The organism is Sulfurovum xiamenensis, from assembly GCF_030347995.1.
Lineage (GTDB): Bacteria > Campylobacterota > Campylobacteria > Campylobacterales > Sulfurovaceae > Sulfurovum > Sulfurovum xiamenensis.
This window is the reverse complement of sequence record NZ_JAQIBC010000007.1, coordinates 61,878-84,828: the sequence shown is the minus strand read 5'-3', so window position 1 is coordinate 84,828 and position 22,951 is coordinate 61,878. Positions and strand designations below refer to the sequence as shown.

19 protein-coding genes and 2 riboswitches are annotated in these 22,951 nt (G+C 33.9%); of the genes, 16 read left to right on the top strand and 3 right to left on the bottom strand.

All coding sequences use genetic code 11. The features are described 5' to 3' along the window. A partial coding sequence (locus PF327_RS09355; protein WP_289402308.1) for a hypothetical protein occupies nt 1-642 on the bottom strand: 642 nt, incomplete at its 3' end. 20 nt (nt 643-662) lie between these two features. Continuing rightward, nucleotides 663-736, bottom strand: a riboswitch (cyclic di-GMP riboswitch). Between the two features lie 215 nt (nt 737-951). Here PF327_RS09355 and PF327_RS09350 point away from each other — a divergent pair. From PF327_RS09350 to PF327_RS09275, 16 genes are all read left to right on the top strand, one after another. Then, a complete protein-coding gene (locus PF327_RS09350) occupies nt 952-1,863 on the top strand; it encodes a glycosyltransferase family 2 protein (RefSeq protein ID WP_289402307.1) in 912 nt (303 codons plus the stop codon). Beyond that, the gene (locus PF327_RS09345) at nt 1,860-3,293 is read left to right on the top strand and encodes an MOP flippase family protein (RefSeq protein WP_289402306.1); all 1,434 of its coding nucleotides are present in this window, start codon (nt 1,860-1,862) and stop codon (nt 3,291-3,293) included. Before PF327_RS09350 ends, PF327_RS09345 begins: the two co-directional genes overlap by 4 nt. 93 nt (nt 3,294-3,386) lie before the next feature. Beyond that, complete coding sequence (locus PF327_RS09340; RefSeq protein ID WP_289402305.1) at nt 3,387-3,587, top strand: hypothetical protein; 201 nt, start codon at nt 3,387-3,389, stop codon at nt 3,585-3,587. Further along, nucleotides 3,577-5,085, top strand: a complete 1,509-nt coding sequence (locus tag PF327_RS09335) for a GMC oxidoreductase (RefSeq protein WP_289402304.1) — start codon at nt 3,577-3,579, stop codon at nt 5,083-5,085. The genes PF327_RS09340 and PF327_RS09335 overlap by 11 nt, the downstream gene beginning before the upstream one ends. Nucleotides 5,086-5,142: 57 nt before the next feature. Beyond that, complete coding sequence (locus PF327_RS09330) at nt 5,143-6,609, top strand: MBOAT family O-acyltransferase (RefSeq protein WP_289402303.1); 1,467 nt, start codon at nt 5,143-5,145, stop codon at nt 6,607-6,609. 11 nt (nt 6,610-6,620) lie between these two features. Next, nucleotides 6,621-7,751: a hypothetical protein gene (locus tag PF327_RS09325; protein ID WP_289402302.1), complete on the top strand. Its 1,131-nt coding sequence runs from the start codon at nt 6,621-6,623 to the stop codon at nt 7,749-7,751. A gap of 12 nt (nt 7,752-7,763) precedes the next feature. Then, nucleotides 7,764-9,242 carry an asparagine synthetase B family protein gene (locus tag PF327_RS09320; protein ID WP_289402301.1) on the top strand — a complete coding sequence of 493 codons (1,479 nt, stop codon included), beginning with the start codon at nt 7,764-7,766 and terminating at the stop codon, nt 9,240-9,242. A gap of 171 nt (nt 9,243-9,413) precedes the next feature. Next, nucleotides 9,414-12,776: an immunoglobulin-like domain-containing protein gene (locus PF327_RS09315; protein WP_289402300.1), complete on the top strand. Its 3,363-nt coding sequence runs from the start codon at nt 9,414-9,416 to the stop codon at nt 12,774-12,776. Continuing rightward, a complete protein-coding gene (locus PF327_RS09310) occupies nt 12,773-13,060 on the top strand; it encodes a hypothetical protein (RefSeq protein ID WP_289402299.1) in 288 nt (95 codons plus the stop codon). The genes PF327_RS09315 and PF327_RS09310 overlap by 4 nt, the downstream gene beginning before the upstream one ends. A gap of 82 nt (nt 13,061-13,142) precedes the next feature. Further along, on the top strand, nt 13,143-14,057 hold the full coding sequence (locus tag PF327_RS09305) for a glycosyltransferase family 2 protein (RefSeq protein WP_289402298.1): 915 nt from the start codon (nt 13,143-13,145) through the stop codon (nt 14,055-14,057). Between the two features lie 2 nt (nt 14,058-14,059). Next, complete coding sequence (locus PF327_RS09300; protein ID WP_289402297.1) at nt 14,060-15,214, top strand: glycosyltransferase family 4 protein; 1,155 nt, start codon at nt 14,060-14,062, stop codon at nt 15,212-15,214. Then, nucleotides 15,211-15,828, top strand: coding sequence for an acyltransferase (locus PF327_RS09295; protein ID WP_289402296.1), 618 nt, complete (start codon nt 15,211-15,213; stop codon nt 15,826-15,828). The genes PF327_RS09300 and PF327_RS09295 overlap by 4 nt, the downstream gene beginning before the upstream one ends. Then, nucleotides 15,828-17,048, top strand: coding sequence for a hypothetical protein (locus PF327_RS09290; protein WP_289402295.1), 1,221 nt, complete (start codon nt 15,828-15,830; stop codon nt 17,046-17,048). Before PF327_RS09295 ends, PF327_RS09290 begins: the two co-directional genes overlap by 1 nt. Nucleotides 17,049-17,160: 112 nt before the next feature. Continuing rightward, nucleotides 17,161-17,955 carry a glycosyltransferase family 2 protein gene (locus PF327_RS09285; RefSeq protein WP_289402293.1) on the top strand — a complete coding sequence of 265 codons (795 nt, stop codon included), beginning with the start codon at nt 17,161-17,163 and terminating at the stop codon, nt 17,953-17,955. 77 nt (nt 17,956-18,032) lie between these two features. Then, nucleotides 18,033-19,208, top strand: a complete 1,176-nt coding sequence (locus PF327_RS09280; protein ID WP_289402292.1) for a glycosyltransferase — start codon at nt 18,033-18,035, stop codon at nt 19,206-19,208. Between the two features lie 29 nt (nt 19,209-19,237). Further along, a complete protein-coding gene (locus tag PF327_RS09275) occupies nt 19,238-20,155 on the top strand; it encodes a hypothetical protein (RefSeq protein ID WP_289402290.1) in 918 nt (305 codons plus the stop codon). A 70-nt stretch (nt 20,156-20,225) separates the two neighbouring features. Here the strand turns inward: PF327_RS09275 and PF327_RS09270 are convergent, their stop codons facing one another. Both PF327_RS09270 and PF327_RS09265 read right to left on the bottom strand, forming a co-directional pair. Further along, nucleotides 20,226-21,650, bottom strand: coding sequence for a glycosyl hydrolase family 28-related protein (locus PF327_RS09270; RefSeq protein ID WP_289402289.1), 1,425 nt, complete (start codon nt 21,648-21,650; stop codon nt 20,226-20,228). A 17-nt stretch (nt 21,651-21,667) separates the two neighbouring features. After that, entirely contained in the window at nt 21,668-22,750 is a 1,083-nt protein-coding gene (locus PF327_RS09265) for a peptidase associated/transthyretin-like domain-containing protein (protein ID WP_289402287.1), read from the bottom strand. A 111-nt stretch (nt 22,751-22,861) separates the two neighbouring features. Continuing rightward, nucleotides 22,862-22,942: riboswitch (cyclic di-GMP riboswitch) on the bottom strand. Nucleotides 22,943-22,951: the final 9 nt, after the last annotated feature.

Below are 22,951 nucleotides of genomic sequence, written 5' to 3'. Positions count from 1 at the left end.
TCCTGCATCTGCAAGAGGTGCAGTGTTGGTTGTTGGATTAGAAGATGAACTCCATATTATATTATCTAGATAGCCATCTTGTTGAGCCAATGTGAGACTAAACGAATTAACTGTGATGGATGTAGTTGTACTGTTAATCAACAGTGATTCACTGAAAGCATTGACCAGTGTCTGAGTAGGGGAAAATTTGATATTTAAAGTATAGTTATTATCTTGCGTGTACCCATTTTGAAAGTCATTTCTCTCAACTTCTATACCATTGACTACTTTTTTTATACCAATGGGGCCATGAAGATCTGGTCTATCCGTACTATACAGTTCATAATAGTTTTGTGCATCTTGTTCCAAACGTAGAGTCATATCAGCACTATTTGGATAATTTGTAATGGCATAAAAATAAATGGTAAATATACCTTCGTTTAATAGAGGTAATGAGTGAGAGACCACTACATAATTATTGTCACCTACATCTACATAGACTTGGCTGTTATTGTTATCATAGGTAATACCACCAAAACCTGCATAGGTACTTATATTGTATTCAGATGTTGTATCAGTGCTGAAATCATCACTATACAGTATGTCAGCTACAAGAGATGAGAAAGAGATTATAAGAATGAAAAGAATATGAATCAATCGCATGTCTTGCTCCAGTCTAAAATCTGAGCAACCTGGCGATCTCTAGAGACCCATAGTTTTCCGTCCACTCTTTTTAGAGAGTTTGGCTTTTTGCAGAATATAATAAATTTTATTAATGATATAGTATTTATTATTAATAAAAAATAAAATAATTTACTTTTTATATTTAATATAGATATATGATAGTTATTTATCAAATGATGATAGAATAATTATAAAGATTCGAAAATAGATTGGGATATACGAAAAAAAACTATGGACATAATTATGTAATCAATTTAATCGCTAAAATGTATAAAAGGAAAGAAAAAGATGCAAGAACCATTAATCACTATAGCAATCCCCGCTTATAATAATGAAAGTTCCATTCGTAAAACAATTGATTCATGTTTAAATCAAAAAACCGATATACAATATGAGATTCTGATCGTTGATGATGCGAGCACAGACACAACACCTCAAATTATTGCAGAATATGATAATAAGATTCGAATAGTTACCCTTGAAGAACGTGTTCCTATTATGGATAATCATAATAATTGTCTAAAGTATGCAAATGGAGAATATGTCCTTTTTTGTCACGCTGATGATATATTGGAAGATCATGCGGTCGAGACTGTTTCCAGAAAATTAAAGCAGAGAAATTATCCTAAAAAATACATTTTATGGGGACACAGTCTTTTTCGAGATTCATATCCGATCGTTAAAAAAGCAGGCTTTAATGTGAATGAAATGATTGTTGGTGAGTATGCACCGACCATGTTTATGTTCGGTGCTGTTGCACCAGCAGGAACCTGTTACAGTCGGGAAGGAATGCTTGAAGTCGGAGGCTTTCTTCAGGCAAATCACAGATTGGCTCCTTCAGATATCACCAGTATGATCTACTGTGCTTTTCAAGGCTTTAGATTTGAGATGATGGATGAGATGATTATGGTAAGAACGTATGCTTCCACTGCAACAGAAACAAAGCTTGATATTATTTTAGAGTCTCTTGATGATGCTTTTAAACAGTTGATAGAGGTGACAAAAAAAACTGATATAGATGCACTGATTACGAAGTCAATTACATTTGATTCAAAACCTTACATGTTTTATTATGCTTTGGCCGAAGACAAAGCATTTGCACAACGAGTTAAACGAATCGTTCGTAGAGAGATTATTTTCAATCCAGGATTATTAAGAGATGACATTATAAGAAAACTTTTAAAAAGACTATATTTATGAGTTTGAAAGCGAAGGTCATATCAGGAACGAAGTGGGTTGTTTTTGCAAATATTTTCAGACAGGTATTGAGTCTCGTAAGCCTTACTGTTTATGCAAGGCTACTGTCACCTGATGATTTTGGTATTTTTGCTGTTTTGATGATCTTTGTAGGTTTCCTTGAAATGTTTTCAGACATGGGTACTAGTGCTGTGATCATACAAAAAAAAGATCCATCTCATGAACTTCTTTCAAGTATTTTTTATTTCAATCTGATGGTAGGTGTAGGTCTCTTTTTCGTATTGCTATTGATCTCCTATCCTGTAGCCAGTTTTTTTTCCATGCCTGAGATCAGTATTTTATTACCATTGTTATCAATTAATTTCATCATTACAAGTTTTGGTATTGTTCAAAAAGCAAATTATGAAAAGTATTTGGATTTTAAACATATTACGATTTTTCAAACGGTATCCGCTGTAGGTAGTTTGGCTGTTGGAATTAGTGCAGCATTTTATGGACTTGGCGTTTATAGTTTGGTTTTACAAACACTTACATTAAGTTTAATATTGATTGTTTTGATTTGGAAGTATTCAAAATGGAGGCCTTTGGTACATTTTTCATGGAGTGATATTATGAGTATTTGGAAATACACAATGAATCTTTCTATGTTCAATTTTGTGAATTACTTTACAGGTAATGCAGATAATTTTCTTATCGGTAAATTTCTTGGAAGTTATTCTTTGGGTATCTATAGTCTTGCTTATAAGATAATGCTTTATCCGATACTAAACGTTTCACAGGTCTTGCTGCGTATTCTCTTTCCTGCCTTTGCGAAGATACAAAATGACAAAAATAAATTTAGACAGATGTATCTACGCATCATATTTGCCATAGCGCTTATTTCATTTCCTACTATGATAGGGCTTATTGTCACCGCAGAAACTTTGGTACCGGTAGTATTTGGTGATAAATGGCATGGTTTGGATATTATTATTATGATCTTAGCACCTGTTGGAATGCTGCGTTCTATTGTTACAACAACAGGTTCAGTATTTATGGCAGTAGGTGCAACGGATAAATTGTTTAAAATTGGCACAATTAGTGCAGTTGTGACAGTTACATTTTTTGCAATAGGGATACCATTTGGGGTTGAAGGGGTGGCACTCTCTTTTTTGATTTCGAATCTACTTTTATTGTATCCTGTATTAAAAATCTCCTGGGAACTTATAGAATTAAGTGTTAAGCGTGGTCTTCTTGAATTATTCCCGGTATTTATTATCTCATCAATTATGGGTGTTCTAGTATATGGTATTGGGAAAGGATGCGATATGTTATATATCACTAGTATATTCAAGTTAATCATCATGATAATAAGTGGAATAGGCATCTATTATGTATTGATCACACATCGTTATGGAAATCTAAGAATGATCATTAGTGAGTTGAAAAAGTAGCCAAAACAATAATTTTATGTTATAGTATAATATCAATATTGAATGAACATTCAGGAATAATGAGTGTTTACAGAGCGGGGAGGGAAGATAATTATGAGCAAAAATCTCAAACACTCTAGCAAGAAATTGAAAGAAATAAATTTTTCAAGACGTAAAATATTATCTTTTTTTATGATGATCCCATTTGTAGGTATGGGGTTATGTAAATCCAAGGAAGCCAGCACTGCCCAGTATGATGATTTTGTATTGATCAATGGGTGGGTATTGAAGAAAAAGGATCTTCATGCTGTATAATTTGAATATGTTCAGCCATGATCCTTTTAAAAATAAACGTTTTGATATATGTATTATTGGTGCGGGTATTGCCGGTATAACCTTAGCACTTTCATTGGATACAAAATTTAATGTTCTATTGCTTGAGGGCGGAGGTATGGATTATTCCGAAGAGTCTCAAGAACTTTATAGGGGAGAAAGTACAGGATTTGATTCCTCATATCCTATAAAACATAGGGGCGGACGTTGGTTGGGAGGCAGTTCAAATCTATGGGCAGGGAGATGTCATCCTTATACAGATTCTGATTTTAAAAAAAGGGAATATATTCAGTATAGCGGTTGGCCAATAAGCAAGAAAGATCTTGATCCATATCATGAAAAGACCAGAGAAATTTTGGATCTCCCGCCAAAGACTCAAAATGTTTTTTATAAAGGTTGGACCGATGTTGTGGAAAAACCTAATGAATATTTTTCACCATTAGATTTTATGTACTCTTTTCCTCCAACAAATTTTAAAATAAAATATGAGGATACGTTGAGAAAAAGCAAGAATATATTCTGCTATGTCAATGCCAATCTTACTGACATGGCGCTGAATGAGGAATTGTCAGATGTTTCAGCTATTCAGGTTCGCAATTATAAAGAAGGTGTTTTTGAAGCATATGCCGATACTTTTGTCCTTGCAGCAGGAGGGATTGAAAATCCTCGTTTATTACTTAACTTCAATAAGCAGCTTTCCAAGGGAATTGGCAATGATAATGATTTGGTCGGACGATTCTTTTCTGATCATCCGCATAGTCATATTGCTTATTTTCTGTTGGAAGATGATGCTGCAGATGCATTCCTCAACAAAGAAAAACCCGAAACAATGCAGTATGCTACAAGTGTGTTGACACCCACTGAAAAATTTCAAGATAAAGAAAAAATGGAAAATTATATTCTTCGTGTAACGCCGAATACTTTCGTTTTTTCCAAAAGTGTACACTTCAGGCATAAATTAAAGAGTATTATTTGTGCTACGGATATCACAAGAAATATTGTTGAAAAGTACACCAGTTGTGAAGATTACGAAGGATATTTCCTATTACTTCAAGAACAAGAACCGAATCCGAAAAGCAGAGTCACATTGGGTGAAGAAAGGGATAGATTTGGGCTGAAACGACCTATCGTCAATTGGACATTTGTGGAAAATGATATGCAGACCGCTAAAAAGGCGATCATCCCTTTTGCAAAAAGTTTCGCTGCTTCTGGGATGGGTCGGGTGAAGATCGATGATTGGGTGTTGCAGAAAAATATACAATTTGATACAAAACATACAAGTGGTGGTTTTCACCATATGGGTACGACACGTATGGCACATTCTCCCAAAGAGGGTGTTGTTGATAAAAATACAAAGGTATTTGGTATTGGTAATCTATATATCGCAGGATCGAGTGTTTTTCCAACAGGGGGATGTGCAAACCCTACCTATACTATTGTGCAGATGACATTACGTCTTGCTGATCATTTGAATGTATAAACTGTGTTTCGGAGAATAAAATATAATAGAATAAGTTTGTGATAAAAGGATGGTTGTATGCTGTTTAATAGCTTTGAGTTTATCTTTGTCTTTTTACCGATTACTTTTTTTGTTTATTTTTATCTCAATCATAAACGGCTCACTGAAGTAGCAAAAGGGTTTTTGGTCTTTGCATCACTTTTTTTCTATAGTTGGTGGAATATTGTTTATTTACCACTTATTCTGCTCTCAATTTTATTTAATTATGTGATAGGTCGACAACTAGCAAATCATGATAAAAATGAAAGGAAGTATTCTAAAAAAGCGTTACTTTCCATCGGTGTGTTTTTCAATCTTTCATTGTTAGGATATTTCAAATATTCGGATTTCTTCATTCGCAATTTCAACATGGTCTTTGATTCAAATGTCCCACTTCTACATTTAGCTTTGCCATTGGCTATCAGCTTTTATACGTTCCAACAGATCGCGTATTTGGTTGATAGTTATAGGAGTGAGACGAAAGAGTATGATTTTTTGAACTATACAGTATTTGTTGCATTCTTCCCTCAGCTTATTGCCGGTCCAATCGTGCATCATGCAGAGATGATGCCGCAATTTGCTAACATTCGAAATAAGGTCAAGAACTATTATAATATAGCGTTAGGACTTTTTATTTTTTCGATTGGTCTTTTCAAAAAAATTGTGATCGCTGATACTTTTGCAACATGGGCTACGAATGGATTTGACAAAGCCGAAGTACTTAATCTGATTGAAGCCTGGTTTACTTCACTGAGTTATACATTGCAGCTCTATTTTGATTTCAGTGGCTATACCGATATGGCCATAGGGATTGCACTCTTATTTAACATTAAATTACCGATAAACTTCAATTCTCCCTATAAAGCAACTTCTATCCAAGATTTTTGGCGTCGATGGCATATGACATTGTCACGCTTTTTGAAAGATTATCTTTATATACCTCTTGGAGGTAACAGAAAAAGTGAGGTAAGGACCTATGCCAATTTGTTCATAACATTTTTACTTGGAGGTATCTGGCATGGCGCTGGATGGACCTTTGTATTTTGGGGTGCTCTGCATGGCCTTGCCCTTGTGATACATCGTTTTTGGAAGAGGATGGGTTTTCGAATGCATGCACTTCTGGGATGGTTCATTACTTTCAACTTTGTGAACGTCAGCTGGGTCTTTTTCAGAGCCAAAGAATGGGATGATGCGATCAAAGTTTTAAAAGGAATGATCGCGATAGATCAGATCTATTTCCCCGTTGCCCTTTCTGGAAAACTACATTTCTTAGAAAAGTATGGCATAGGTTTCAGTCATTTTTGGACCTCTCATATTAGTGCAAATTTTGTGTCATTTATTTGGTTATTTACTGGTCTTATTCTGGTTTTTTTCTTTAAAAACTCCATTGAAATGGCCAAAAACTTCAAATTGTCTTATCGTACAGCATTGTTCTCTGCTATCGCTTACATTGTGAGCATTTTGTCACTCAATAAAGTATCAGAGTTTTTATATTTCAATTTCTAAAGGAGATCAATATGAATAAAATGCAATGGATCCGTATCAACTTTATTATCGTATGTATTGGTGTTTCCTTGATAGCTTCATTTAACTATATTATTGATCGTTATGGATTGAATAATATGGTTCATTTGGAGGGAATTAATACAAACAAGATCAGTAATACAAACATTACTACACGTTTTCAGATCTCTACATTGAGTCATGGTGGCTATGATACACTTTTATTAGGGTCTTCACGGATAGGAGTGATGGACCCTAAAGTTGTCGATAGATATTTGGGAGGTCACTCCTTTAGTTTAGGTCAGCCACGCTCTGTGACATCGATACAATATGATCTTTTCCTTTATGCACTAGAATTTAATACAATCAAAAATGTTGTTTACGGCATTGATTTTCTCTCCTTTAATAAAAATAATATGATCAATACTGAATATCTTGATAAAGAAGAGAAAATCAAAAGTCGAAATAGAGAATATAACTTTGATGTTTATTTTAGTTTTGATTCTTTTATTAAAAATCTAAAGTTTATCAAACACAATATATCGGGTCAGGATGTAAGTAAAATTAAAGAACCAGCAGTCTATCTTCCTGAAAATGGTATGAGAAAACATGTTGTTTATATCGAAGCACTCAAAAATGGAACACTCGATCTAGATAATGAGATACACGAACACCTTCGACAATATTTCGGTGGAAAAGAAAATAATATATATTATAACTATACATTCTCTGATAAATATTTGGAGTACTTCAAAAAGATTGTACGTTATTGTCATGACCATGATATCAGATTATGGGTCTATATGCCGCCTATGTTAGGTGAACATTTTGATGCCATTTATGCTGCAGGCTATTTTGATGAGTATGAACATTATGAAAAAGAGATAGCAAAGATTACTGATTTTATAGATTTTACAGGTATTAATACAATAAGCATGGATAAAGACAACTATTGGGACAGTTCGCATTTAAGAGAAGAGTTCACTCCGGTAGTGATGGCAAGGATATTTTATGACACTTCGGTCAAAGTACCGAATGATTTTGGTGTATTGGTGACTAAAGAAAATGTTGATGCACATCTTGATGCATTAAGAACGCAAGTTCGTCCTTATGATATCAGGCCACTCTTAATAAACAATAACTAAGTAAAAGGAGTTTTGATGGATGATTTGAAGTTTAGAAGACAGTTTTTATTTACTCCGAAGAGATGTGATGGGCTTGATACGTGGATAGTAGAAAATCTAGACACCCATTATTTATATGTCCATCCTGATTGCGAATTTACACGAGTTTCAAGTGAAGGCCTTGATATTATACTGCTTGGTTATATTCTTGATCCTTCATCACCAGAACATACCAATCATGATATTTTATCTAATCTGCTGAAAATCACAAATTTAGAGGAGATACCACTCAAACTTTATCAGTTGACAGGACGTTTTGTACTACTCGTGAAGCATTTGGATAACTATAGGTTTTTTCATGATCCATGCGGTTTAAGAACCTTATTTTATGCCAATGAGGGTGAAGATTTTTTTGCAGCTTCTCAACCGTTATTGTTAGAAATGGTTATACCAATACATAAAATTTCTGAGTATGATCAATACTTTGCATCAGAATATGTCAAAAACAATAGAGAACATTGGATTCCCTCAGGGATATCTTTATATGAGAATGTATCTAGTTTGATCCCAAATCACTATTTGGATACTAGTAGTCCTACACAAGTGAGATATTGGCCTATGCGACCTCTTTGTTCCCAACCATTAGAAACCTCAGTGGATATTTTTACCGAACTTTTATCCAAAATTATGATCTCAGTACACAAACGTTTCAAGGTGGCTTTACCTTTGACTGCAGGTTGGGATACCAGAGTGATATTGAGTGCGTGTAAAGAGATAAAAAAAGATATATGGTTCTATACTTTGAAATTTAGAGATCTTACAGAAATTTCTAATGATATTGAGATACCTACTTCACTTGCTTCCAAGCTGGGATTGGAGTATCACATTATTGATTGTAAAATACCTCTTGATACAGATTTTGCCAGAGTTTATACTGAAAATAGTGATATCCCGCATTTACATGATTGGGGGGAAATGGCTTATGCTATGCATAAAAACTACCCCGAAAAGTATATCACTATCAAAGGAAATTGTTCGGAGATAGGACGCTGTTCATATACTTTGGTGACTGGCAAACAGCGTTATCAAGCAAATCCTGATTCTGATCTTTTGGGATATGAAGATGAATGGAGAGAAATTGACTTTATTCAGAAGGGAGTGATGCAGTGGATTGATGACATCAAATTAGACGAGAAGTGTATGGGATATGATATTTATGATCTGTTCTATTGGGAACATCGTATGGGTAGCTGGCAAGCACGTAACCAGCTTGAGTTTGATATTGTTCAAGAAGCATTTACCCCATTTAATAGTAGGCAATTGCTGGATATCATGTTACGTATAGATCCACAATATAGGTGTGCTCCGAGTAACCTACTTTTCAAACTGACGATGAAAAAACTTTGGCCTGAAGTGATGACTGAGTCAATCAATCCCAAACAAGTAGAAAGTGAAATAAAGAGTCTAATCAAAGCGATCTTAAAAAAAATGGGGCTTATTTTAAAACGGTAATAAAGTATGTATAAAAAATTTCTTAACCTTATAATTAAATATATTTTTTAATTACTACTAATATAATTAAAAATTTATAAAATAATGTTAGAATTGAAAAGATATAAAATAATATTGGAATTGGAGAGTGAGTAGGAGTATAATTTATTGTAACGCAGATAGGAGATGAACATGGAATGGTTAAATTTTCGGTCATTGATAAAAAAGTTAAGTATAGTTTTATTCTGTTTATATGCTTCATTATCATTTATTGAAGCAGCAGATAGGATAATGCCGTTTGGAGACTCTATAACCAAAGGGTATGTTACTGGTGTTACTCCAGCAGATGAGTGGGGTTACCGTGGTCTACTGTGGACAAAGCTAAGAGAGAGCGGACATACTCTAAACTTTGTTGGTGATGAAACTTCTGGAGAGAATTATACTACTATCGATCCTACATTTGATGCGAATCATAGTGGTGTGAATAATGAGACCACAGCAGACCTTCTTTTAAGAACAAATGCAACCTTGATAAATAATGATCCACAGGTTGTATTGCTACATATCGGTACGAATGATATAGATCAAGGTCTTGATCTTAATACATCTGTAACGAACGTCAATACTACACTTCAAAACATTTATGATTATAATAGTAGTATCAAAGTATTTCTTGCACGTATTATCAATTTAAAAAGTGATGCAGATCCCATTTTAAGAGCTAATATCACTGCTTATAATGATGCTCTTGAAACGATGGCAAATACCCGTATCGAAAATGGTGACAATCTTCAAATAGTCAATATGGAGAGTGGAACAGGTATCGATTATACTACAGATATGGCGGGTCCCTTCCATCCAAATCAGAACGGTTATGACCTTATGGCAAAGCATTGGTATGCTGCACTGAATGGTGAAGTTCATCACTGGTCACTAGATGAGAATACCGGTACTATTTTCCTTGATGCGATGGGAAGTGCCGATGGTACATGTACGGGAAATTGTCCATCACCTTCTGCCGGGATTAAAGATGGAGCACAACTCTTTGATGGTACAACTGAAGTAAACATAACAGAAACAGCAACGTTTGATATGCCTGCTGATGCAAACTTTACAATAGAATTATGGGTACAAACGACTGATAGTGGAGCACTTAAAGTTATGATCGGACGGGATGACGGTACGACGACAAGTCTGCATTGGTGGATCGGTATGGAGAGTACAGGGGAAGTACTCTTTACATTACAGGACAGAGATGGTGTGGGTGCGGCATATCCAACGATCAAAAGTACTACACCGATCAATGATGGTGACTGGCACCATATTGCAGCAGTCAGAGATGGAAGTACGGGTGATACAATTCTATATGTAGATGGTAGTGCAGAGGCTTCATACAACTTTACATCAACTGGAGGATTTGCAGCAAGTACACCTGTAACGATAGGTTATTTCATTAATGATGGCTCTGCAGGCTTCTATTTTGATGGTGTATTGGATGAGATATTTGTATATAACAGGGTATTGAGTGCTACAGAGATACAGGCACACTATAATGATTCTGCAATGCAGATTACGACTGCACCTGTGACTTTTGCTGAAGTAGGTGTCCTGTACTACTATGATGCTAATACGAGTAAGGACCCTGTGGATGCTTTTGATTGGACTATCAGTAAGCCTGCAAGCTGGATGAGTATCAATGTGGATGGTGAAGTGAGTGGGACGCCAGATAGTGTTGCTAACCTTGATGTAAATATCACAGCAATGAAGGGTATAGAGACTGCTACACAAAATTATGTACTAAAAGTTAGAGATAGATCATTACTTCCTTTAGAAATGGTACACTACTGGAAACTCGATGAAGGAAATAATACAACGACCTACCTTGACTCCTACTCTGCTGTGGATGCTACATGTACGGGAAGTACTTGTCCGATATCTACTATAGGACAGGTGTCAAATGCACAACTCTTTGATGGAGCAGAAGATGGTCTAAACGTATCAGATGCATCGACCTTTGATGTACCTGCTGATGCTAATTTTACGATAGAGTTATGGGCAAAAACAAATCATACTGGTACTCTTACAGTTATGATTGGACGGGATGATGGTACGACGACCAGTCTGCATTGGTGGATCGGGATGGAGAGTACAGGGGAAGCACTCTTTACATTACAGGACCGAGATGGTGCAGGTGCGGCATATCAAACGATCAAAAGTACTACACCGATTAATGATGGAGCATGGCACCATATAGCAGCAGTTAGAGAAGGAAGTACGGGTGATACGATTTTATATGTAGATGGTACTGAGGAGAGTTCATTCAACTTTACTTCGACTGGTGGATTTGCAGCAAGCACACCTGTAACGATAGGTTATTTCATTAATAATAGTTCTGCAAGTTTTTATTTTGATGGTATGTTAGATGAGATAGCTGTTTATGGCAGTGCATTGAGTCCATTTGAAATTACACAACACTATCAGAACGGTCTTTCTGGTAATGAGTCTGAGGTATTGGGAGATACTACGGCACCTGTCATTACCATCACTGGTAACACCAATGTTGATGTAGAGGTAGATACTACTTACAGTGATGCTGGTGCAACTGCTACAGACAATCTTGATGGTGATATCACAGGAAGTATAAATACAGTTAATCTGGTTGATACAACGGTGTTGGGTACTTACAGTGTCAACTATAGTGTAAGTGACCGTGCAGGCAATTCTGCAGAAGCAAACAGGACCGTGAATGTGGTCGATACACAAGCACCGGTTATTATACTGAATGGTGATACGAATATTACTATCGAAGTTGGTACAGCATATAGTGAACTTGGAGCAACAGCAACTGATAACTATGATGGTAATCTTACAACAAGCATCGAGATTAATGCTTCAAGTGTTGATACCAACACAGTAGGAGTCTATACAGTAATCTATGATGTTAATGATTCTTCAGGAAATGTTGCAGAAGTGACTAGAACAGTCAACGTGGTTGATACACAGGCACCGGTTATTACACTGAATGGTGATGCGAATATTACTCTAGGATTAGGAAGTACTTACATCGATGCAGGAGCAACAGCAACAGACAATGAGGATGGAAACCTCACAGGCAGTATCGTTACAGTGAATCCGGTTAATACCAACACAGTAGGAGTCTATACCGTAACTTATGATGTCAATGATTCTTCAGGGAATGCTGCAGCACAAGTGAGCAGAACTGTTAATGTAGTAGGCTGGTTTACAGTTACTTCTGATAGTAATAGTAGTATATATACTGTTGGAGACACAAGAGTGGAACTGGATCCTACTTTATTTAACATAACAGTTGGTAATGATAAGATCGTTTTTGAAGAGATAGGTTCAGAACCAAAACTATATATCGAATTGATGAGTGATGGCACAGTAGTGACAGGATATAGGCAAGGTACTGGAGATGATTCTACTGTGACAATTGCATTTGCTGCAGGAACTAAAGTGAGTGTAGGTGCGGATATGGTGCTTCTTATTGAGACACTGCTCGTAAATGATTTAACATTGGGAGGTGCGTTATGAAAAATACATATATAAAACATATAGCTTTGACTGTATTGATGGGACTTTTCCTGAATGCATGTGGTGGTGGAAGTAGTAGCAGTAGTACTAACTATAGTTCTGCTACACTTAAGGTTCCTTCTTGTGGAATTACTGATGACTTGGGTAAATCAGTTGCTGAAGATGTGACAGGAAAGACCATACAAAAAATGGAGGATGGAGCCGAAGTACGAATCTGGCACTCTCCGGATTCTACGAAATTGGCATGTATGATCAGTGGAGAGGCAGTCATTGTAGATAATTAAATTAAGTTTTGTATATAAATTAGGAACTTTTGATTTGAGTTGTTAGATAAATTTATATGCATAATTGTCATAAAGAGTAAAAATGTTAAAGAAAAATCCTTTGGTTTCAGTTATTATTCCTACGCATGGTAGAAGTCATTTACTTAGGCGTGCTATCGAATCGGTTTTAAATCAAACGTATGATAATGTTGAAATTATTATTGTTGATGACAATGATAGTAATAGTGAACATAGAGATCATACTGAGAAATCACTACAGGATTATCTGCGGAACGATCAAATCATGTATCTGAAACATGAAAAAAATGCAGGTGGTTCAGCAGCTCGTAATACTGGGATCAAAGCATCACATGGGAAATACATTGCATTGTTAGATGATGATGATGAATGGTTCCCTCAAAAACTTCAAAAGCAGATTTCATATTTTGAATCATTGGACACAGATGTTGGTGTCATCTATTGCAGTTATATTCTTCAGGAGCATGATAAGGATGTGGAGATCATACGTGATGACAAAGGAGATCTTACCAAGGCACTTTTAATGCTGGAGTTTGATCCAGGAGCAAGTTCAACATTGGTTTTCAGAAAAAGTGTTTTAGATGAGATACATTACTTTGATGAAAAGTTTGCCAGGCATCAAGATCTAGAGATACTGATACGTGTATGTCGTCATTATTTGATAGATGTATGTCCGGAAGTTTTATTGAAGATCAATGGTCATAATTTTCCTTCCCCTTATAAAATTGAGCAAGTACAGCAGTTATTTTTGGAGACATTTCATGAAGATATTGACCGTTTAGCATTTTGGGACAAACGATATGTCTATGCAAGGCATTATATGCAATTGGCAAGTTTGTTTTTACACGAGAAAATGATGTTGCAAGTTGTAAAATATTATTTAAAATCTATACTAAAGTTTCCAATGATGTTATTTCATAATAAAGTAAACACAAGGGTGAAGTTATTTATTATGAATAGGTTATGTAAAAAGGTATAGTGATGAAAGTTTTATGGTTGGCACCTATTCCTTTAATTGATGATAAGGATTCTCACCCGGCACCCTGGATTATTACTTTGGCAAAAGAGCTTGTAGATCATGGAATTGATTTAACTATTTTAAATTATAGTTCTCTGTTGGAAAGTGAAATTCTAAAAAAGGAGTATCAAGGAATACACCTTATTTATATTAAATCACCAAAATTAAAGCTGGATATTTTGACATTGTATCAGCTCCGTATCAAAAAAATGAGAAATTATTTGAGATCCATCGTTCATGATTATGATCTTCTGCACATTCATGGAACTGAGCATCAGTATGAAGTCATGGCATTAAAACTCGATATTCCAAAACTGATCTCTATCCAGGGTATCATGAATGAAGTTATTAAAGTGATACCAATGATATCTAATGTAAAAATATATATAGAATGGAAGATATCATCTTTTTATGAAAAAATATATCTGCCTAAATATACATATTTTTCATGTCGAACTCACTGGGATTCAGGCTACATTCAGTCCATTAATTCTCAAGCTAAAATTTATAATATTTGGGAAATGATACGATTCGATTTTTTTGATGATCATTTTTCTGATGAAAAAAAGAATATATTATTTGTTGGTGGAAAAAGTCCGATAAAGGGTCTGGACAAACTTCTACAAGCATTTAATAGCTCTTTACAGGAAAAAGGTTTGAAGCTGATTGTTCTGGGTAACTGTAAATCAACCGATATTGAGAACATGATAGAAAAACATGGTTTAATGCATATTGATATCAATAATATAGATTGCCGAGGTCTACAAAATGTTGAAGGGATGATAGAAGCATATGAAGAATCCTTTTGTCTTGTTCACCCTACATATATTGACAATAGTCCAAATAGCGTATGTGAGGCACAGCTTTCCGGTCTTCCTGTGATTGCAACAGATGTTGGTGGTGTTGCATCTTTAATTGAAGATAGAAAGACGGGACTTTTGATAGGTCAAAATGAAAAAGAGATAGAGCTTGCTGTTAATACGCTTTTGCAAGACGATGATCTAACAAAAAAACTTTCTGAACAATCTAGAAAAATTGCAAGACATAGACATAATCCAAGAGAGATCTTAGACGATACCGTAAAGATGTATAATACTATTATAAGTGAGAATGCATGAAGATATATGCCTTGATGATGAGAGTTTTGCAATACTTAAAAGTCAGTACTATGGATTTTATAACACAAAAGATCACTTTTGTATTAATGAAGATGAAATTCGTAGATATTTCTAGCGGGCTAAAATCATCAGGGGTACCCAAAATGTTTATACATCGCCATGGTAAATTGAAAATTGGAAGAAACTTTAAAATGAACAATACGATTGAAAGTAATCCTGTAGGTAGAAATTTTCAATGTATTTTCAAAGTAAATAAAAATGCTTTTTTACATATAGGGGATAATGTTGGTATGTCCGGAACCACTATCGTATGTTTAAAGGAGATCACTATTTCAGACAATGTGATGATCGGCGGTAATACGTGTATATATGATACCGATTTTCATTCACTCGATTTTCATGAAAGAAATCAAGTAAATGAAGATATAAGTAAAGCTTGTAAAAAAAGTGTTTTAATTGAAAAAAACGTATTTATAGGTGCACATGTAACAATCCTGAAGGGTGTCCATATAGGAGAAAATTCAATTGTTGGTGCATGTTCGGTTGTGACCAAAAATATTCCAAAAAATGAAATTTGGGCTGGTAATCCAGCTAAGTTTATACGGAAACTTTAATGATTATTAATAAAAGAACATTTACAGATTATTCCATACTTACTCTATTTATAGCTATGTCCGGAGTACCAGCTTTTAAATCTAAGTTACTAACAGTGCTTGAATTTTCTGTTTTAGTCCTCATATTTATATTACGAAGAAAAAGTTTTGATGTAAGATTTTTATTTTTCTTTATTTTAATCATCGGCATCACGCTCTTACAAGCACTTGAGTTTCAATTTTTTTCGCTAGTGACAAATTTTGGATTGTTGATCATGGTTCTTTCCGCTTATCTTATAGTGAAAATACTGGATGATAAATTTATACTATACTATATCAATATACTATATTATATCGCCATTGTCTCTCTTGTATTTTTTATTCCCTTTACTTTGTTCCCTTCTATTGCATCATTTTTTACTCATAGCATTACACCTCTTTTTGATAGACTTCACTCACCACACGATAGTTTCATTTTCTATAATATAACATATAAAGAGGGATACTTGAAAAATAGTGGACCATTTTGGGAACCAGGTGCTTATACCGGATATTTGATCATAGCATATGTATTTAATTTTTTTAGAGAGTCCGTAAAAATGACTAAAAAAAATATTGTGTTTCTTTTAACCATATTTACAACTATCTCCACAACGGCATATATGACCATATTTATTTTCTTATTTCTTATTTATTATGAAAAATTTAAAAATATTGTTTTCAAAGCAAGTATGACTACAGTTGTAATACTTATAGGAATCTATGCATATAACTCTTTTGATTTTCTAGGTGAAAAAATTGAAAGACAAATAAAATTCGCGCAGACAATGGGTATTCAAAAAAGTAACGATACACAAAGATTTTTATCTATACTACGAGATATGGAAGATTTGAAAGGACACGAATTAATCGGTAGGGGAGGACATGATAAGACAAGATATGATTTAGCTCCTACAGATAAACTTCTCCAAATAAGAACAGTGGGTATCACTGATGTTCTTGTAAGAGTGGGGATAATTGTTTTTATCATCATGTTTTATTTTTTATATAGATCAATTTGTATCTATTTACTGAGTATGCAAGAAAAAAATAAAATCTACTGTATAGCTATATTTCTGTCAATTATTTTTACATTGATCTCAGAGACCTATTTTTTGTATCCGATGTATTGGAGTTTATTATTTTTACAATTTATATATGGAGAAAAAGAAAATGAAAAGAGTAGAATAGTGTATGTATAATTAAGAGTGTGAGTGATAGAATAAATATAGTGACATATTTATTCTAGATTATTCACATATAGGACAACAGGGGATCGGTAAAAAATATTTTTATAAAATAGGAAACGAAATTTTGACTGAAAGTAATGATTATCCGCTTGTAAGTATCATAACTGTTGTATATAATGATGAAAGATCACTTCGTAAAACAATAGAAAGTGTTATTGGTCAAACATATAAAAATATAGAGTTTATTATCATTGATGGTGGATCAACAGATGGTACAGTGAATGTCATCAAAGAGTATGAAAAACACATCAATAGATGGATCAGTGAGCCTGATAAAGGTGTATATGATGCTATGAACAAAGGATTGAGGCTTGCCTCAGGTGAATGGATAAACTTTTTAAATGCAGAAGACACATTTTATTCTAATGATACTGTTGGAGATATTTTTTATAATAAGAACAATCATCACTTCAAATTGATTTATGGGGACTGGATTAATGTAAATAGTAAAGATATGTATTACGAGGCGCACGCTATTCCATATCTTAATAATAGACATTTAAAATCTCGTTTTCAAATGAATCATCAGTCATTATTCGTGAAAAATAATCATATACCAAATTTTGATTTAACCTATAAAATCAAAGCAGACTATCAATGGGTCATTGATATCGTCAAAAATGTGGAGGATAAAGACATTCTTTATATTCATAAACCATTTGTGAAGTATGATTGTGAAGGGCTCTCCTCAACTTTTTTGTTAGTGAATGTTAAAGAATATATCTATTTGACAAAAAGAAATTTTGGATTCTTGCAAGTATTGAAAAATTGTAAAATCTATTTCATTTATCTGATAAGATATATTTTATTGTTAAGTAAGAAATTGATAAATGAAAAATGGGGATTCAGATGGAAATGATCCAAAGCCTGGATAGTATATTTCAATTTTAGGTACGTTGAAATGAGTTCTATCTTTAGAAAGTGAGGTAAGCAGTATTGAAATCAATTATTTATGTAACATCACGGAGATTACTTCCTCTCAACTCCGGTGATAAAGTATTAACATTTAATATTTTAAAGCGGCTTTCAAAGATCTATGATATTCATTTATATAATCTTAATGAGGGAAGTGCGTATACTAAAGATGAAATTTTAAAGATAAAAAAGATAAGTAAGTCATTTAAAACAGTGCAATTTGATAATAGTCATTCATTGTTTAAGATTTTAAAAAGTCTTTTTTTGAATAAAATGTACTTGAAAGTAAAAACGTATAATAAACAGATAGAAAAAGATTTGACAGATTTTTTAAATTTGGATTTAAATGCTGAATATATTGTATGGGATCATCTACGATCTTCTTTGTTTTTTTCATCAAACAAGTTTAAAAACATCTTGATCGAACATAATAATGAAGCAGATATATTCTTTGAAAGAGCGGAAAAAGAAAGAATTCCATTAGTGAAATATCTCATCAAGAAACAAGCAAGATTTTTGAAAGCATACGTTGAAGATATCCATACCAAAATGGATCGAATTATATATTTGAATAAAAATGATTTTTTAAATTTTGTAGAAAAAAAACCGAAAAAATATATTTTAATGGATAAATTATTAATTGATTTTGAACACAATTCATATGAGATTAAACAAAATACCGATGAAAAAATAAACTTATTATTTGTTGGAAGTCTAGACTGGTATCCTAATATTGATGCCCTTGAGTGGTTTTTGGAAGAAGTATTTCCATATTTAAAAAATAAAAATAATTATCATCTAGATATTGTTGGTAGAGATCCAAGTAAAGCATTCATTAAAAAAATTAACAAGTATTCTAATGTAGATTTACATAGAAATGTTCCTTCAGTCGAAGAATACTATTTGAGAGCTGATATTGTTTTAATGCCCATCAGAAGGGGTTCAGGCATCAATATTAAAGTACTTGAAGCTCTCTCTTACGGCATACCTATTGTGATGACTTCATTTGCTAAACGTGGATATGATGGATTGGACTTTATACCCGGTGCAGATAAAGCCGAATCGTTTGCTGCAAATATTGATCAGCTTGCAGATATCATGAATAGAAAAGAGTTGTCCGTAAAAGAATTAATGTATTATGATGATTATCAAAAAAATACTGATCTAGTCATAAGAAATTTATTTGATACTTTTTAAATAAATAAAAAATCAATAATGGGGTAGAAATGAATCAGCAGCAATTAATAGAAAGTCTGAAAAAAACATATTTTTATAAATGGTTGAGACATAATTTATATGAGACCAAGATTTCTGATTATCATCAAACTATTTTAGATAATGCTAAGGCAAGTGATTACATTATTGAGTTAATACAAAATGATAAACCTTTTATGGTATCTAGACTTGGAAGTATAGAGTTAAAAGTATTAAAAACTTTTTACAAAAAAAGAAAATATACGAACAAATTAAGATATTCCATAAAAAACAATGCAGGTGTATTTCCTACAGATAATAATACTTTAGATGAATTTGCTAAATTGTATTTTAAATCTAGTTCAAATATTGATTTACTTGGAATATGGTTTAATCCTTTTGAGGATGTAGTCGCAAATAAATTTTGTCCTAATGCACAGTTAACTGAACTTAGAAATTTAGAACCATACTTTTCTAGCAATCCCTGGTCCTATTACTTAAAAGGGAAAAAGGTACTAGTAATTCATCCTTTTACCAAAAGTATTCATGCACAATATAAAAAACGTGTTAAATTATTTCAGGACAAAAATATTCTTCCAGAATTCAATTTGATTACTTTACCGGCAATACAATCTCTAGGTGGGAATTCTGAATTTGAAACTTGGTTTAATGCCTTAGATTATATGCAAAATGAAATAAAAAAAACTGATTTTGATATAGCAATTATTGGTGCAGGTGCCTATGGTCTCCCGTTGGCTTCATATATAAAAGATATTGGAAAGAAATCGATACATTTAGGAGGGTCAACACAAATGTTGTTTGGCATTTATGGAAGAAGATGGAAAATTGATCCAGGTTTTCAACATTTAATTAATGACAATTGGATAAAACCGTTAGAAAGTGAGAAACCCCCAAATGCAGCATTAGTTGAGAATGCTTGTTACTGGTAAATTTTGATCCCATTCCCCTCTATTCACTGACAACTATACAGGAATAGAGGTATCAAGTGTGGCACTCCTGTTATGCACCTATGTTATTAGGGTCACTTAATCCAGCCCCACTTTTTGCTGTTGGTACACTTCCTGTGTAGTTCTGCGTACACGTATTATTAACATTAGTTCCTACTGTATTAATACAAGTACCAGTTCCATTCATAATAAATATGCTATTATCACTTGTATTAGTAGAGCTATCTACGCTGTATACAGATATTCCAGTAGACCCTGATTTTGTATAAACTGTGTTATTATAACAAGCACCTCCAACTACATTACCGCCACCTATATTGTTGCTGATACTGACAGCTGGAGAGCCGATGGTATTGACAACCGTATTGTTATAAAAATTTGGCAATATTAGTTGTGAACCTGCAACATCTAATCTAAATATAGCTACACCGTTAATGTAATTATCATGTATGTCTGCATTATGTCCTGTATAAGAAAATACATATCCTGTGGATTTTACTTCTATATGATTATTATATATTTCAGTTTCCGTTCCTGTCACATTTCCATATTGAGAAGTCCACGTACCTAAACTTAAAGCTTGTCCTCGTATATTAAGGAGTTTATTATGATGGACTTTTACATTTTCAGATAAGATTTCTATAGCCATTCCTGATTCATCAATATAATTATTATATATCTCTGCACCATAACTGGTCATACGTATATAGCTAATCGCACCATGACCACTTCCGTTAAGAATACGGTTGTTAAACATTTTAAAATTAGGCATTCCATCTTCTCTACCTTGACCTACATTGATATATTCAAAATCAAAATACCCGCGACAATTACTGCTCGTATTATTATATACTTTCATATTAGGAAACGATCTGCCGTCAGCCACTCTAGGAAATACCTTTAGAAAATTTAATGCTCCATTTGAGCCATCTGATGTACAGTTCCTTATCTCTATACCATCTGCAATACCACCATTATCCCAAAATGTGATCATTCCATAATTTTGAGCTGTTGTATATCCAGATTCCAATTTAAAGTGTAACCCATCAATAATTAGATTATCCGGAACTGTATGGAATCCAAATCCCCATAAGCTTGTTCCACTATTAGAATTGCCTTCATCATGGAATTTAATAGTACCTCCACCAAATAAAGCTTCAATTCTTGAATGAATTTGAACTTTATGTAGTCTAAAAGTGTATCCTGCAGGGAAATATAGATTTGTTACTTCCGGATGGTCATTGAAGATTGCTTCTAATGCAGCTGTGTCATCAGTAGAACCATCACCTTTCAGACCATAATCAAGAACATTGAAGTAACTAGAAGGTAAGGGTGTTTCAACCCAACCGTCAGCTACTGGCGTGCTTGGTGTAGGTTGTGTTTCTACATTTGGATATAACCCACTTTCTGTCATGGTAAACTCTATTCCCATCAATGTTGTAAATCCCACTATTAATAGTAAAATTATCTTTTTCATTTTAATCCTTTATTATTTTAATCTTCAACAATTTCGCCAGAAGCTATTGCTTCTATTATAGCATTATATTCCGCACCATACTTATCTTTATAATTATAGGCAGCAAGCTGAAATCTTTTTCCAGGTATGACTTCGATTTCAAATAGCCCATTCTCATCTGTAGTAAGATCACTACTGATCCAGTTGTCTCCTATGGCAAATAGTCGTGCATCACTGATAGGTGCACCATTTTTATCGACAATATGACCACGATAGATACCGATCTCTTCCTCAATGGCTAGGTTTAGGCTCCATGTACCAGGATGTGAAATCTCTCCTCTATATGTTCCATCTGATTGACGTTCGGCATAACCTTCTTCTATCCATAATCCCTGCTCATAATCATAATACCAAAGAGGAAGAATATTTTCTGTTGTTCCTGTAACTGAAGAAAGTACTAAAGTAATATTCTCTGAAATGCCCAGTGAAGTACCATTATTATCTTTCAATTCTACTGACATGAATCCGTATGAGACAAATGGCACTAGCACTCCATTAGTGTTCATCCCCTCAAACGATCCATTAAAAGCATCTCTTCCTGCATCTGTCATAGTATCTTTAAAACTCCAACGACCATAAACAATCCCATTATAGACATTTCCGACTGCATCTGTATGGATCGCACCTGCAGGTATTTCAACAGCACCGCCAGTTGCACCATTTTGGCTGTCATACGTCCATTGTTGGCCATGGTCATGCATTTTATACTCTAAATAATTCGAAGAAGTTGTATTATCCCCAGATAACTTTTTGATCTGAATTTTGGTACTTCCAAGGATATACCCTTCTTTTTTAAAGTTGATAACTGCTTCTTCATCTTCAGTAAGGTCAGATAATATATAGAACCCATTTTCATCGGTTTTTGCAGTATGCGATCCAATACTGACTTCGACATTTTCCAAACCTTGCCCTGTAGTACTCTCTTTAACTTGCCCTTCATGTATAGTTTTTGAACTTATTGTCTCTGTAGAAGTAGATGACCCACTACCTCCACAACCTACAAGTAAAGCTGTACAAGATGTGATAAGTATGTTTTGTTTGATCTTGTTAAGTATAGACATTCATTTAATCTCTTTCTTTTATTAAAAATATTTTGTTGTGAAGCAGGATTTGTTGTGAAGTAAGAAAGGAGATTTTCTCTAAGAACGAAACTATAGTATCAAACAAATATAATAGGCAGCTAGGCTATCTCATTAAAAATGAGACCCTTGGCTTTCCGTCCCTATTTCACAACAGGTTTAGCTTTTTTCACTAACTGTAAG